This is a genomic window from Brevibacillus sp. IT-7CA2, from assembly GCF_949767855.1.
GTDB lineage: Bacteria > Bacillota > Bacilli > Brevibacillales > Brevibacillaceae > Brevibacillus.
The window spans coordinates 589,556-603,600 of sequence record NZ_CATKQT010000022.1 but is presented as its reverse complement, the minus strand read 5'-3'; the positions used below and the strand labels follow the sequence as shown (position 1 = coordinate 603,600).

The following is a 14,045-nucleotide window of genomic DNA, read 5'->3' as shown; positions in this document are numbered from 1 at the left end:
CTCTTAAAACGTAGCCGTTTCCATAATTCCGTCCTTCACGCGTTCAGCCGTTGGCAAATAGTCATCCTCGATGCTGAATTGCGGGACAGGCACGTCAAATCCGGTAATCCGTTTCACGGGAGCCTTCATGTAGATCAATGCTTCATCATTGATTATGGAGATGATCTCTGCACCCAACCCAGCAGTCTTATGCGCTTCGTGTACGACAACTGCACGTCCCGTCTTTTTGACCGAGGCTATGATCGTATCCCGATCCAATGGATAGAGCGTGCGCAAATCAATGACTTCACAGCTCAAGCCGTTTTCGCGCTCGATCTGTTTCGCAGCATCCTCTGCGACACGAAGCATCGCTCCCCAAGCAAAAATGGATACATCCGAGCCTTCCTGGACGACCTTCGCTTTTCCGATGGGCACACGATACATTTCTTCCGGAACCTCTTGTTTAAATGCGCGATAGAGCTTGGTCGGCTCCAAAAAAATGACCGGGTCAGGATCTTCCATTGCTGCAATCAGCAAGCCTTTTGCATCATAAGGTGTGCTTGGTGCCACAACCTTTAAGCCCGGGACATGGGCAAAAAACGTTTCGACACTCTCCGAATGCAGCTCAGGACCGCGAATCCCTGCCCCGTACGGCGTGCGTATGACCATGGGTACATGATACTGTCCGCGAGTCCGATAGCGCATACGTGCAGCATGAGAAACAATTTGTTCGAAGCCCGGATAAATAAAGGCAAGGAATTGAATCTCGACCACAGGAATTTTCCCGTTCATGGCAAGACCGATTGCCGCCCCGATTATTCCCGCCTCAGCTAGCGGCGTGTCCACTACACGGTCCGGGCCGTACTTGTGAATCAAATCTTCCGTCGCCCGGAACACACCACCATTCACGCCGATATCCTCGCCGAGCAGCATCACGCGTGAATCATCTGCCAATTTTTGATCCATTGCCTCCGTGATTGCTTGAATCATCGTCAGTTTGCGTTTCATGCTGGGATTCCCTCCTGCTTCGATGGCTTGACGAGCTCGCTCTCCTGTTCGGTTGCCATCCACGATGGTTCAGCGTAGACGTGCTTAAACATGTCTTCCGGTTTGGACTTCGGAGAGCTCTCTGCTTCGACAAGAGCTGCGTCGATCTGTTCATTCACCCGTGCAACCAGCTCTGCTTCCTTCGTTTCATTCCACAACCCTTGATTCTCCAGATACACACGTAACCTTTGGAGTGGATCGCGTTCTTGGCGCCATTCCTCAGACAAACTCTCTTGATCCCGGTATTTCTTCGGATCATCTGCGGTTGTGTGTGCACCATAGCGGAATGTGACGGCTTCAATTAATGTCGGTCCCTTACCTTCTAACCCACGTTGCATAGCTTCTTTCATGGTCAGCCAAACAGCGAAGATATCATTGCCGTCTATTCGAACCCCAGGGATGTCATAAGCAGCCGACCGTTGTGCAATCGTTTTTGATGCAGATTGCTGTGAAAACGGAACACTGATCGCGAAGCCGTTGTTTTGACAGAAGAAGATGGTCGGTGTTTGAAACACGCCTGCAAAATTCAATGCCTCATGAAAATCGCCTTCTGAGCTTGCCCCGTCACCAAAGTAGGCGATACTGACATGCTTTTCGTTTTGCAGCTTGCTCGCCCAAGCAGTCCCTACCGCATGGACCATTTGAGTCGCGATCGGTACACATGGCGGCATGATGTTCAAATGTTTCGGGCTGATACTCCCTTCCATGTGGCCCATCCAATAAAGGAACACCTGTGCCATGGATTGACCATGGACGATCGCTGCCGCATGGTCTCGATAGGTTGGGAAAAGCCAATCTCCAGGTGTTAATGCCATCGCGCTGCCTACTTGTGAAGCTTCCTGCCCTTCAAAGGGAGCATACGTGCCCATTCTTCCTTGTCGCTGCAGGTTAATCGACTTGCGGTCAAACTGGCGAACGAGCACCATATTTTCATACATCTTGATCATCGTCGCCTCGTCCAATAGCCCCTTGAGATCGCCTACCAGCTCACCCGTTGGACTCAATACCTGATATAATGAAGACATGGAAACATCCCTCTCTTTTTCAATGAAAAACACCGCGGTGTCTTTCGATAATATGATTCTGATCGTCTTGCTTCTGCTTTCGTCCCTATAGATAAGCAAATAGCATGCCAATCATTTGAAAGCGATTTCACAACAAAACGATTCGAAAATGATCATTTTTGCATATGCATGATTGCGCACGGATGATTGATTCTGATTATTCCGTTTACAAGCCTGCTGAGGAGGACTTCGATGTATCAAACCAAGTATTTCCAGACCAGTGACAATCATGAACTTGCAAAATTGCTGACGACCATCTTCAGTACGTCCCACGATGGATTGGCGATCTGTGACCGTAACGGCTACGTCCTGCTCTATAATGAGGCGTACTTGAACATCACGGGAGTTCCCGCCGACATCTTGAACAATTTTAGCTTTATGGAGCAAAAAGAAATGCATCTTGTTCCCGACTCTTCTGCTGTACGTACGATTTTGACAAAACAAACGCATAGTGTCGTGATCGATTATGCGAACGGTCGGCAAGCGATCAATACGGCTACCCCGCTGCTCGATCCAAACAAGGAATTATTGTTTGTGGTGGGAAATGTGCGTGACGTCACAGAGCTGAATCAGCTTCAGAAGGAGCTGGAGGAAACACGTCAAATCAGTTCAGCGTATCAAAGGGCTTTGGAGCATATCCAAACCGATGGTGACTTTGACGAGCAGATCATTTATCGCAGTGGGCTCATGCATCGAATAGCTTCACTCGCCAAGCGCTTCGCGACCAACGACTCCCCTGTCCTTTTGCTAGGAGAGTCTGGTGTCGGTAAGGATGTCATGGCGAACTACATTCACGCCCAAAGCGGACGTACAGGGGAATTCATTAAGATTAACTGTGGGGCAATTCCCGAGCATTTACTCGAGTCCGAATTGTTTGGCTATGAGAAAGGCGCTTTTACGGGGGCAAGTCAATCAAAGGAGGGATTGTTTGAGCTGGCGGATCGAGGAACCATTTTTCTCGATGAGATTGGAGACCTCCCTTTTCCTTTACAGGTGAAGCTCTTGAATGTGTTGCAGGATGGACGGATTCGCAGACTCGGGGGAAAAACATCGCGTCAGGTTAACATGCGAATCATCGCTGCCACCAATAGCGACTTGGAAGCGATGGTCGAACAAAAACGGTTTCGGCAGGATCTGTTCTACCGGCTAAACGTACTAGCCCTCACCATTCCACCCTTACGTGAGCGCCGCGAGGATATTCCCGCTCTCATTTTCTACTATTTGAAAAAGCTCGAATGGAAGTACCAGCAAGAGATGCGCATCGAAACAGATGCGTTGGAGGCACTGATGGATTATGATTGGCCAGGGAATACTCGCGAGCTGAAAAATGTGGTGGAACGTTCTTTCCACATGTGTGAAAATGGGCGAATTACATTTGATCAGTTGCCGGCGTCGATTCGCAATACTCAGCAGACAGCCCTGCCGCTCCACCTCGCCAAAATGGATGAGCTGTTGCCGCTAAAAGAAGCAGTTGAACGGTTTGAACGTGCGTATATCCAAAGACTCTTAAAAGAGACAGACACCATGCAGCAGTGTGCGGATAAGCTGCAAGTGAACATATCCACGCTCGTGCGAAAAAAACGCAGCCTCGGCATTAAATAGCGCAATAGTAAAAGCCCGATACACTTAGGTTCGGGCTTTCTCGTTATTTCAGACTATGGTCTCGCAAACATCCAGGGGCTATCTCACAAGCCCTTCTCTTAATGTGTTGATCCCGTGCTCCAGATACCCCTTCAAACAGCTTAATACGTAAACCCAGCCTTCTTTATTGTCGACTATTTTTTGAAGGAGCGCAGGATCACTTTCTTGAAAGCCTTCTTCGTTCACTTCAATGATCGTCGTGGCTTTATCTAACTCGTTTAACGTAATCGTTACGGTATTTTCTTCTCCAGCCCACTGAAAAAGGATTCGTTTATTCACTTCGATTTCGTGAACGGTAATCCCTACTTCTGCGTTGTAAATATCGTAGAATAACGTAATGTTCTTCCCTTCTTCCCACCTTGCCGTGCTGGAAGAAAACCAGAAGTTGCCGATTTTCGCCGGGTCCACGAAAGCTTCGAACACTTCATGAGCAGGCCTGTTAATCTGAAATTTTGTAAGATTATTCATGCGTCCGTCAACTCTCTTTCTGATTGCTGCTTCCACCGTATCACAATCACACTTGTTGGACAAATGATAGAATGACTCCCTTTTATTCTTTTACTGCCCCAGAAGTCAATCCTGAGATAATCCGCTTCTGGAAAATCAATACCATCACTACGAGTGGGATCGTCACTATGATGGAGGCAGCAGATATTTCTCCCCACGGGATTGTAAACATTCCTTGAAACATGACGATTCCCACAGGCACAGTCTTCATCGCTTCCTGTGTATTCAACGTCAAGGCGAACAAAAATTCATTCCACGCTGCTATAAAAACGAGGATGGCCGTCGTAAAAACTCCAGGCATGGCGAGTGGGAAAAATACCTTGGTCATCGTTTGCCAAATGCTCGCGCCGTCTACTTTGGCTGCTTCACCCAAATCACTCGGTATTTTGCGGAAAAAGATGGTCAGATTCCAGATCGCAAGCGGCAGCGCAAAAGTTGTATAAGGAATGATCAGGCCTATGTAGCTGTTCGTTAAGCCCATCGATTGCATGAACATAAAAATAGGTGAAATGGTAGCGATCTGCGGAAACATGGACACAGCCAGTACAACACCCAAAATAATCGTCTTTCCCCGAAAGGACAGCCAGGCAATCGCATATGCAGCAAAGGAAGCGATCGTAATGGAGTAGAGAGTAGTTAACGTCGCCACGACAGTTGAATTCCACAAGTAACGGGCAAACGGTCTTTCTGTGAAGACGCGGACAAAGTTGTCAAAAGAAGGATTTTGGATGATAAAATGAAAGGCTCGCTCTCCAAACAGCTCCGCTGGTGGCTTCAATGCTGCGAGGAAAATCCATAAAAACGGGAACATCACAAGAAAAACGAATAGCAGTAGACCCACATAAAACAAGGGACCCGTATGTTTGCGCATCCAATCACCTCCTTATTTGCCACTGCCATCACTCAGCAGATCAGCTCCCAATATTTTGACATAGCCGATGGAGATCAACGCCACACATAAAAAGACAATGACTGCAAGCGCAGAGCCTTCCCCGAAGCTCATCTGAGCAAACATCGTTTTATACGCGTAGATGGAAATGGTCTCAGTCGAGTTGCCGGGTGCCCCACCAGTCAGCGTGTAAATCAAATCAAATACGCGGAATGCATCAAGTGTACGGAACAATAACGCCACCAGAATGGTTGATTTCAGCATCGGAAGCGTAATACGAAAAAATTGCTGGGTGCGGGTGGCACCGTCCACAGAAGCTGCTTCATACAAGCTTTGCGGGATCGTTTGCAGGCCTGCGAATATGAGCAAAGCCATGAACGGCGTTGTCTTCCACACATCTGCCAAAATGACGGAAAACATGGCTCCAGCCTTTGTCGTCAGGAGCATCCCCATATCTGAGATCAGCCCTGCCTGCTCAAAAAGATAGGCAACGATGCCATTTTGCCCGTCGTACAAAAACTTCCACATCATCGCGGAGATCACAGTCGGAATCGCCCACGGTATTAACACGGTTGCTCGAACAAGACTCCTTCCACGAAAAGGTCGATTGATCAACAGTGCAATCAATATGCCGAGCACCAATTCAATGGCAACGGAGATAACGGTAAAAAACGCCGTATTGTACAGAGCCCCCCACATCCGAGCGTCCGTTAAAAACTTCTTGTAGTAGGCAAAGCCAACAAAGTTGGGCTCGATAATTGAAGCTTCAATGCCTTGGATCACGCCTAGAGCACCCTCTGGCTTCGAAAGCAGCTTTTGTTCACTCATTTGTAAAAGGACCGCTCTGACTTCTGCCAAGCTGGTTTTGATTGAGTCTGTTTGTTCGTTCGAGAGACTCACATATTTGAGTTCTGTGGGGACTGGTTTAAAGTCCAGCAATAGCTGGTCGATCATTTGGTATCTGCTCGCGATCTCGCCTGTTTGGTTGAGGGAAGTGTTCATTTGTTCGATTTGCGCTTGGAGCGCGTTCAATTTTTCCTTTGATGACCCTTCTGCAGAGTCCACCTCCCTCTTCACATACCGGAGCAGATTGGGTAACGTGCTGACGTAGCGCTCCATATCTAGTCCGTATGAAGAGTGAATCTCTGATTTCGTCGGGTCGTTCAACCGGATATCGTGTAGACTGATCCAAAAGGATCGCGTGACAGGCCAAATCGCGATAACAAGTATGATGAGCAGTGCAGGAAAAATCAGCAAATACCCCATCTGTTTTTCTGAGAGAGACATTTTGGTTGATCGATTCATCCGTTCACCACCTTCCTTCCCGCTAGAAGCTTGGTTGTGCTTGCCAGATCGTTGGGCAACTTCCAAGGAAGCCGGTTAGCCCCCCTTGGAAGCCCCACTTGTTGCCGCTTATTTTTTCATTAGGTCGTTCATCTGCGTTTCCATGTTTTGCACCGCTTTCTCGGCTGTTTGCTGCCCTGCGAGCGCTTTCGATACTTCGATTTGGATCACTTCCGAGATTTTTGGATAGATCGGAGTCGTTGGACGAGATACAGCAGCGCTTACGCCATCGACGAAATCTTTGTTCGCGAACAACGGACTGGATTTTTGAACATCAGCATCATCGTAAGCTGGCAGGTAGGTTGGGGCGAGCCCACCTTCTACCGCTGAAATTTCCTGCCCTTCTGGACCTGTCATGAATTTGAGGAATTCCCATGCTTCTTTCGGGTGCTTAGAAAACTTGTTGATTCCACCCATCCAACCGCCGAGTGCTGCTGCGGAGCCCGCATCGCCTGCTGGCAGTGGAGCGATCGCGACTTGATCGACGATTTTGGACTGGGCCTGATCCTGAGCCATCGCGAACTGGTACGGCCAGTTGCGGATAAAAGGTGCCTGCCCCTCGAGGAAGGCCGTATGTGATTCCGGCTCCATAAATGTGGTGATATTCGTTGGGACGAAATCAGATTTGACGACCTCGATCATTTTTTTCAACCCTTTGATCGTAGCTGGATTGTTGACCGCTACTTTGCCTTGTTCATCTAAAATTTTTCCACCGTACGATGCACTGAACTCGACAAAGTTACAAACCAATCCTTCATATTGCTTGGCTTGCATCAAGTAGCCGAACTTCGTGCCGCCCTTACCTTTCGTTGCTTTTGCTTGGGCAATCAAGTCATCCCACGTCTTTGGAGCTTCGGATACGAGATCTTTGCGGTAGAACAATAGACCCGCGTCGATAAACTTGGGCATAGTCCATTGCTGGCCGCCAAAGTTCCCGGCATCCATGGCCCCTTTGATGTATTTTCCGGTTTCGATTCCATCTTGCTCCATCAGGCGGTCGAGCGGCAGGAGATAACCTGCTTGTGCGAATTCAGCCGGCCAAATGACATCGAGGTCAAACACGTCGATCTCGGACGATTGCGCACTGAACATGGTGACGTATTGATCATGACTCTGCCCGGAATCAGCAGGCATCTCACGGATTTCTACTTCGATATTCGGATGGGCTTTTTGGAAAGCTTCCACGAGCTTTTTGGTGGAATCCGTCGCGTCTTTTCCGCGTGCGTAGACAAGCTTGATTTTTTCGTCTGTGGGCTGTGCTGGCTCTGTTTTGGGTGCGGATGGGGTTGTATCTGTAGAGGCTTGCTGAGGTGTGGAAGAACATGCTGCCAATGAGATGGCCATTAATAAGGTAAGTCCAACGGATGTAAGTCTTTTCGCAACTTTCATCTAAGTAACCCCCTATGCTCATGTTAGAAACGGACTGCTTCACCTTTTTGTGCGGATGTGTAGATGGCTTCGATCAATCTGTTAATATACAAGGCTTGTTCCGGTGTGCAGAGAATCTCTGCCTTCCCTTCGATGGCGTCGATGAAATTACGGAATAAGAGTACGCGTTCTTTTTGAGGTTTTGGTGTTAATTCTGTCGAGGCAGATACGCCGTTCCATTCGTGGTAAAGCGTGAACTGGTTATCCAATAAACGAAGGGATGCCCCGCCCTCTTGTCCATACAGTTGAAGGAAAACGTTTTCCTCTGCGATGTGAGAAGCCCAGCTTGCATCGAGCGTAAGAGACAATCCGTTCTCAAAGGTGATCATCGCCACTGCCATATCTTCCACGTCAAACTTCCCGCTATCATCGATCTTTCCCCACTCTGATAAGCCACGTTTGTGAGGTCCGAATTGCGCGTACGTTTGCCCGAGGACGGATACTGGCTTTGGATGGTCCAAGAGCCATAAGGTCAAATCGAGCATATGTACCCCAATGTCAATCAACGGACCGCCGCCTGCCCATTCTTTTTGCGTAAACCAGCTCCCCCAGCCTGGAATCCCGTTACGTCTGACCCAACCGGTTTTGGCGTGATAAATATTTCCCAGCTTTCCTTCCTTCAGCCATGTTTTGACTTGCAGGGAATCGCTCCGGAATCGGTTGTTTTGGGCTACCATGAGGATTTTGTCTGCTTTCTTCGCGGCTTCGATCATTTCTTCTGCTTCCTGGGCATTCATCGCCATCGGCTTTTCGCACAGCAAGTGTTTGCCTGCTGCGAGCGCACTTTTGGTTACTTCAGCGTGCAAGTAGTTCGGGACACAAACAATGATCGCGTCTGGATCAGACTCTTGTAGCATCGTCTCGTAATCAGTGAAAACTTGCGGAATGTCATGCCGTTTCGCACGATAGGAAGCCATTTCTGCGGAAATATCGGCAATGGCAACTACCTCTGCTCGCGGTTCTTCCTTGATCGCCTCCAAGTGAGCTTCTGTAATCCCCCCTGCACCGATGATTCCGATTTTCCATTTGCGTCCATTCGTCATTTTCTCCCCTCCTACACCCACCATAGATTTTGGACTGGTTCTCGCAAGATGACTTGCTCCAGGTTTTGAACAGCGCGCAAAAAGCCTTCCTCAATTGACATGATGGCGTCCTCGTGCTCAATGCTCACCACATAATCGTATCCATTCATACGCAGTGCACTCATCATATCCGCCCACGTCTGCTGCGGATGCCCATAGCCTACGGTTCGGAAATACCACGCACGTTCATGTAGATTGGCGTAGGAATTCATATCCGTCAGCCCGTACATGTTCACTTTTTCCTGGTCAATATACGTGTCTTTGGCATGGAAATGATAGATGGCTTTTTCTTTGCCCAAGATTTTGATCGCAGCTACCGGATCAATCCCTTGCCACCACATGTGACTTGGATCGAAGTTTGCCCCGATTCCCTCGCCTACCTGTTCCCGCAGCTTTAGCAGCGTCCCTGGTGTGTGGACGAGAAAGCCGCCATGTAGTTCCAGCGCAACCTTGACATGATGCTCAGTCGCATAAGCGGTCCATTCGCGCCAGTACGGGATGAGCTTCTCGTTCCATTGCCAATGGAGCACGTCGCGATACTCATTGGGCCAAGGAGCAACGGGCCAGCTCGGGTACTTCGCTCCGTCGTGGTCGCCTGCCGTGCCAGAAAAGCAATTGACCACTGGCACCTCCAGCAGCTCGGCCAGCTGTACCGTTTTCACAAACGTATCGTGGGATTGCTGCGCAAAGCTTTTCTCTGGTGTCAACGGGTTACCGTGACAACTAAGCGCGCTGATTATCAATCCCCGATCCTCTACTGCCTTTTTGTACGCTCGTCTTTTTTCCGGACTTTCCAACAGCTCATCCAGATTGCAGTGCGCATTGCCCGGATAGCAGCCTGTGCCGATTTCCACCGCCTCTAAACCTGCTGCCTTCACATGATCCAGCATTTCCTCGAACGACTTCTCGCTAAAAAGAACGGTAAATACGCCAAGCTTCATATCTCTTCACCCCTTTTGAATGCGTAAACTTGTTTGCTTCTTCTATATGGTAAGACTTGTTGCCTCACTCCAGTAAAGCGCTTACAGTTTGGCGAATCACGAGATGGTGTGGCACAGTGCTCATTCTCTCTACAGGTTCATTGCGGATTTGTCTAAGTAGCTGCTCTGCTGCGGCTTTTCCGTACATGAACGGGTCATTGTGCACGGTTGTGAGCATGGGGCGGGAAAGGGAGGCGAGCTCCAAATTGTCGAAGCCCATGACGGAGATGTCTTCTGGTACACGAATGCCATGGTCGTACAAGTAATTGAGGACGCCAACCGCCATCAGGTCTGTGGCGACAAATACGGCTGTCGGACGAATTTTTTCCTCACAAATACGGCGCATGGCTTCGTAACCGCTCTTGGCTGTAAATTCTCCTTCCACGACGAATCCTTCATGGATGGGCAAATCATGTGCCCGCATGGCTTTTCGGTAACCGCCCATGCGATCCAGACCACACGGCGGGTCCCACAATGGCCCAGATATACACGCGATTTTTGTATGGCCTTGCGAGATGAGATAGGCAGTAGCATCATAGGAGGCTTGCACATTGTTGACGTTGACAGTCGGAATCTGATAGCCGGGCAAATCGTGGCCGGTAACAACAAGAGGAACTTGAATCTCTTGCAGCGTCTGGATATTGCCCTCCAGGAAGTGAATACTCGCGATAATGACACCGTCGATTTGTTTTTCTTTGAACAGTCGCAAGTACTTCAGCTCTTTGTCCACCACTTCATCGGATATCGCCAAGAACATGCTGTAGTCGTACTCGCTAATGACGCTGTCGATTCCATAAATGAGATTGGAGTAAAAATTGTTGGAGATATCGGGAATCATCACCCCGATGATGCGGGTTTCCTTGCTAACCAAGCTCCTGGCAATCGCATTCGGTTGAAAGCCCGTCTCATGCACGATTCTCAAGACTCTTTCTCGCAGCTCTGGACGGACTGGCTTGGAATTGTTCAGCACGCGCGAAACAGTCGCGATGGAAACGTTGGCGAGTTGTGCGATGTCTTTAATGGTTACAGTAATGGTTCTTCACTCACTTTCTATGTAACGGGTAAACGTTTTCCTAATGTGAAAATAACACCCATGTTTTGTTTTGTCAATATTCAGTTAATTATAAATATCATTGACATCGCAGTAAAGTTACTAAATAATTTAGTTAGTAAATTAATTGCATATGAAGGAGGTTTTGTCATGAATGTTTTCCTTACAGGAATAACAGGTTATGTCGGGTCCGTAGTCGCCGAGCATTTTCAATCTCTGGGGTATCAGGTTGCTGGCCTTGTTCGATCGGAAGAGAAAGCGGAGCTGTTGCTCTCACAAGGGTTCACCCCTATTGTTGGAGATCTTGCGGATACCACACTGTTAACAGAAAGTGTTAAAAAATTCGATGGTGTCATTCATATGGCGATCTCGCACACACCTGATATGGAAAAACTGGATATAGCAGCGGTTCAGGCAATGCTGGATGGTTTGGAAGGCACAGGGAAGCCATTCATTTATACGAGTGGAACGCTGATCTATAACGATACGTACGAGAATGTCGTGAATGAGGACTCTCCTCTTCATCCCTTGCCTTTTCTCCAATGGAAAGCGAACCAGGAGCAGGAAGTTTTGGGAGCTGCCGAGCTCAATATTCGTACGATCGTCATACGTCCTACACTTGTATACGGTCGAGGTGGTGGACTCGTCCAAGCAACGATTCAAAGGACGAAGCTCTCTCAATCAGCCAACTATATCGATGATGGGCAAACGGCATGGTCTACTATCGATGTTGATGATTTGGCGAGACTTTACGAATGCGCTTTTTTACGAGCACAGCCAGGCTCATTATTCAATGCAACTTCCAAGGAAATGATCATGACGAAAGAGCTCATGACTTCGATAGCCAAAATAGCTGGGGTAGAAAAAGTGGAATCATGGAGCTATGAGGATGCGGCCAAAGCATTAGGACCAGCCGCTTGGGGGGCGAGCATCAACCAGAGAATATCTGGATTGCGCGCGGAACAACAGCTGCAATGGAGCCCCTCTGCGAACTCGCTCCTAAAAGAGCTGGAGGAAGGTTCTTATCAAAACAATAAAAAACCATAGTCCATCTTCGAACTATGGTCGTGCTTCATCGCTATCCTGATAGGTATGCAGGAATCGGATTGATTTCGTTAATATCCGTATGAGTGCCTGCGCATCATCCGTACCAAGATGCTCATACAATTGCTGAAAACGATTAAACAGCTCTTGCTCTCTCGCTGCAACAAAATCAAAGCCCTCTTTCGTTGGGGCTACGAGAATAGAGCGTCGATCCTTAGGTCCCACTGTACGGGTGATAAACCCAAGCTGTTCGAGTGATTGAATGACATGCGTCACAGCTGCTGACGTTATTTTCAACTGCTTGCCTAGCTCGGAAACTCTGATGCCGTTCGTGCCTGGGGGACTTACGTAGGTCAAGTGAACAAGCAAATTCAATTCGCTCTGACGGAGGTCTTTCGAAGGACTGAAAACATGTCCGATCCGCTTTAACTGACCAAATACGAGAGCCAGCTCTTTCGTCGTATGATCAATTGTAACATCCGCGTTTGTATGGTCTGTACTCATCCGTTTAGACTCCCATTCTTTGATGGTATCAATCGATTATTTACGAAATGAAATGACATTGTCAAGAATGAGAGTCCAATTACGACTCGAAAAAGCACCGTATGCCACGGTCTGAACTCCGGCATACGGTGTTTATCCTACCTACTCTATCCTGGAAAGCAATACTGCATCTTGCTAAACGATCTGCGCAATTCGATCACCTTAGACTGGACCACCTCGGGCTTTTCCTTGCCTGACAACACACTTACAATCAGCTCTGCAATCGTGTCCATCTCTTGTTCCTTCATGCCAAAGCGAGTGACTTCTGTCGTCCCGATACGCAGACCGCTTGGGAAGTCCCAATCCTCTGGTCCGTCGCCTGGAATCAAATTTTTGTTCGTGATGATATTCGCTTCTGCCAATCGCTTGCCTACCTCGTAACCACCGCCAAACTCTTTTACGTCCAGAATGACTTGATGTGTACGTGTATAGCCTTTGTGTGCGCAAAGCACCCGAATTCCCCGTTCATCGAACGCTTTTCCCAGTGCTTGTGCATTCGTCACAATTTGTGCCATGTATTCCTTGCCAAACGCCAAAAATTCTGCCGTCGCTGCAGCTAATGCCGCTACCCGGTTGACTTGATGTGTCGCGGCAAGAGCTGGGAAGATGGCATCTGTAATCGGTCCCGATAGTTCCGGGTCTTTCCAGACGATGATGCCGCTTTGTGGGCCACTAAACGTTTTCCCAGCCGAGCCAGTCATCACACATGCCCCTTCTCGCAACGGATCCTGAAATTGACCACCACCGATCAACCCCAACTGGTGTGCGCCATCGAAATAAATGCGCCCGCCCCATTCTTTCACGATCTCAGCCATCTCCTTCAGAGGAAATGGAAATAAGGTCATAGACGCGCCCAGGGTAACGAGCTTTGGCCTAACTTGCCGTGCGACTTTGGCGAACTCGTCCAGATCAACGGTAAGCTCAACGCGGTCCATTGGCACATCGACAATTTGCAAACCGCGAATGCCAGCAGGCCCGTCCACCCGGTTGCTGGAATGCCCCCCAAACGGTTGCGCGATCGTCATAATCGTATCGCCCGGTTGCGTTAACGCCGCATAGACTGTCATGTTCCCGATCATGCTCGCTACCAATCGATGGTCAGCAAAATTGGCGTGGAATACTTTTTTCAATAGCTCAACACATAACGCTTCGATTTCATCGATATATTTCGTGCCAGCGAACCATCTCTGTGTGCTGCCGATATGTCCTTCCGCAGCGCGAGTACCAACCTCAGAAGCGAGCAGTTGACGTACGATAGGAGTGGTAGGTGCTTCTGGTGCGAGCAAATTCAGGCATTCCTCGCCCCGCCAAATCGCATTGCGGTTTACCGCATTCACGATCTCTTGCTGAATCAGACGGTGGGATGGGCTCTCTTCAATAATGGAACGCGCCCATTGCAAAACACGCGAATCATGTACTTCCCCCTTCATTTCAACCGTACTCATG

13 protein-coding genes are annotated in these 14,045 nt (G+C 48.7%); 2 read left to right on the top strand and 11 right to left on the bottom strand.

Annotated elements, in window-relative coordinates; translation table 11 throughout:
- Positions 1-3: 3 nt before the first annotated feature.
- Positions 4-987 (bottom strand): alpha-ketoacid dehydrogenase subunit beta, encoded by a 984-nt coding sequence (locus ACM6JA_RS15880; RefSeq protein ID WP_047069276.1) that lies wholly within the window; start codon positions 985-987, stop codon positions 4-6.
- Positions 984-2,051: a pyruvate dehydrogenase (acetyl-transferring) E1 component subunit alpha gene (gene pdhA, locus ACM6JA_RS15875; protein WP_414853047.1), complete on the bottom strand. Its 1,068-nt coding sequence runs from the start codon at positions 2,049-2,051 to the stop codon at positions 984-986. The genes ACM6JA_RS15880 and pdhA overlap by 4 nt, the downstream gene beginning before the upstream one ends.
- Before the next feature lie 231 nt (positions 2,052-2,282).
- Between pdhA and ACM6JA_RS15870 the strand changes: the two genes are divergently transcribed.
- Positions 2,283-3,692, top strand: coding sequence for a sigma-54 interaction domain-containing protein (locus ACM6JA_RS15870; RefSeq protein ID WP_414853046.1), 1,410 nt, complete (start codon positions 2,283-2,285; stop codon positions 3,690-3,692).
- 78 nt (positions 3,693-3,770) lie between these two features.
- On the opposite strand, the gene ACM6JA_RS15865 is transcribed toward ACM6JA_RS15870, so the two are convergent.
- The 7 genes from ACM6JA_RS15865 to ACM6JA_RS15835 form a co-directional block, all read right to left on the bottom strand.
- The gene (locus ACM6JA_RS15865) at positions 3,771-4,262 is read right to left on the bottom strand and encodes an SRPBCC family protein (RefSeq protein ID WP_414853045.1); all 492 of its coding nucleotides are present in this window, start codon (positions 4,260-4,262) and stop codon (positions 3,771-3,773) included.
- Between the two features lie 19 nt (positions 4,263-4,281).
- Positions 4,282-5,109 (bottom strand): carbohydrate ABC transporter permease, encoded by an 828-nt coding sequence (locus tag ACM6JA_RS15860; RefSeq protein WP_414853044.1) that lies wholly within the window; start codon positions 5,107-5,109, stop codon positions 4,282-4,284.
- A gap of 12 nt (positions 5,110-5,121) precedes the next feature.
- The gene (locus tag ACM6JA_RS15855; RefSeq protein WP_414853043.1) at positions 5,122-6,432 is read right to left on the bottom strand and encodes a carbohydrate ABC transporter permease; all 1,311 of its coding nucleotides are present in this window, start codon (positions 6,430-6,432) and stop codon (positions 5,122-5,124) included.
- Positions 6,433-6,540: 108 nt separating this feature from the next.
- Positions 6,541-7,860: an ABC transporter substrate-binding protein gene (locus ACM6JA_RS15850; protein ID WP_414853042.1), complete on the bottom strand. Its 1,320-nt coding sequence runs from the start codon at positions 7,858-7,860 to the stop codon at positions 6,541-6,543.
- A gap of 23 nt (positions 7,861-7,883) precedes the next feature.
- The gene (locus tag ACM6JA_RS15845; RefSeq protein WP_414853041.1) at positions 7,884-8,942 is read right to left on the bottom strand and encodes a Gfo/Idh/MocA family protein; all 1,059 of its coding nucleotides are present in this window, start codon (positions 8,940-8,942) and stop codon (positions 7,884-7,886) included.
- A gap of 11 nt (positions 8,943-8,953) precedes the next feature.
- A complete protein-coding gene (locus ACM6JA_RS15840; protein WP_414853040.1) occupies positions 8,954-9,922 on the bottom strand; it encodes a sugar phosphate isomerase/epimerase family protein in 969 nt (322 codons plus the stop codon).
- A 64-nt stretch (positions 9,923-9,986) separates the two neighbouring features.
- Positions 9,987-10,973, bottom strand: coding sequence for a substrate-binding domain-containing protein (locus ACM6JA_RS15835; protein WP_414853142.1), 987 nt, complete (start codon positions 10,971-10,973; stop codon positions 9,987-9,989).
- A gap of 189 nt (positions 10,974-11,162) precedes the next feature.
- On the opposite strand from ACM6JA_RS15835, the gene ACM6JA_RS15830 reads away from it, so the two are divergent.
- Positions 11,163-12,059, top strand: coding sequence for an NAD-dependent epimerase/dehydratase family protein (locus ACM6JA_RS15830; RefSeq protein WP_414853039.1), 897 nt, complete (start codon positions 11,163-11,165; stop codon positions 12,057-12,059).
- A 12-nt stretch (positions 12,060-12,071) separates the two neighbouring features.
- Here the strand turns inward: ACM6JA_RS15830 and ACM6JA_RS15825 are convergent, their stop codons facing one another.
- Positions 12,072-12,560 carry a MarR family winged helix-turn-helix transcriptional regulator gene (locus ACM6JA_RS15825; protein WP_414853038.1) on the bottom strand — a complete coding sequence of 163 codons (489 nt, stop codon included), beginning with the start codon at positions 12,558-12,560 and terminating at the stop codon, positions 12,072-12,074.
- Positions 12,561-12,706: 146 nt separating this feature from the next.
- Positions 12,707-14,044 (bottom strand): serine hydroxymethyltransferase, encoded by a 1,338-nt coding sequence (glyA, locus tag ACM6JA_RS15820; protein ID WP_414853037.1) that lies wholly within the window; start codon positions 14,042-14,044, stop codon positions 12,707-12,709.
- Between the last annotated feature and the right edge of the window lies 1 nt (position 14,045).

Bases quoted from the DNA above. Each gene is read 5' to 3' on its own strand.
- glyA (WP_414853037.1), bottom strand. From the start codon at position 14,044: ATGAGTACGGTTGAAATGAAGGGGGAAGTACATGATTCGCGTGTTTTG.
- ACM6JA_RS15880 (WP_047069276.1), bottom strand. From the start codon at position 987: ATGAAACGCAAACTGACGATGATTCAAGCAATCACGGAGGCAATGGAT.
- ACM6JA_RS15855 (WP_414853043.1), bottom strand. From the start codon at position 6,432: ATGAATCGATCAACCAAAATGTCTCTCTCAGAAAAACAGATGGGGTAT.
- ACM6JA_RS15825 (WP_414853038.1), bottom strand. From the start codon at position 12,560: ATGAGTACAGACCATACAAACGCGGATGTTACAATTGATCATACGACG.
- ACM6JA_RS15860 (WP_414853044.1), bottom strand. From the start codon at position 5,109: ATGCGCAAACATACGGGTCCCTTGTTTTATGTGGGTCTACTGCTATTC.
- ACM6JA_RS15850 (WP_414853042.1), bottom strand. From the start codon at position 7,860: ATGAAAGTTGCGAAAAGACTTACATCCGTTGGACTTACCTTATTAATG.
- ACM6JA_RS15830 (WP_414853039.1), top strand. From the start codon at position 11,163: ATGAATGTTTTCCTTACAGGAATAACAGGTTATGTCGGGTCCGTAGTC.
- ACM6JA_RS15840 (WP_414853040.1), bottom strand. From the start codon at position 9,922: ATGAAGCTTGGCGTATTTACCGTTCTTTTTAGCGAGAAGTCGTTCGAG.
- ACM6JA_RS15845 (WP_414853041.1), bottom strand. From the start codon at position 8,942: ATGACGAATGGACGCAAATGGAAAATCGGAATCATCGGTGCAGGGGGG.
- ACM6JA_RS15870 (WP_414853046.1), top strand. From the start codon at position 2,283: ATGTATCAAACCAAGTATTTCCAGACCAGTGACAATCATGAACTTGCA.
- pdhA (WP_414853047.1), bottom strand. From the start codon at position 2,051: ATGTCTTCATTATATCAGGTATTGAGTCCAACGGGTGAGCTGGTAGGC.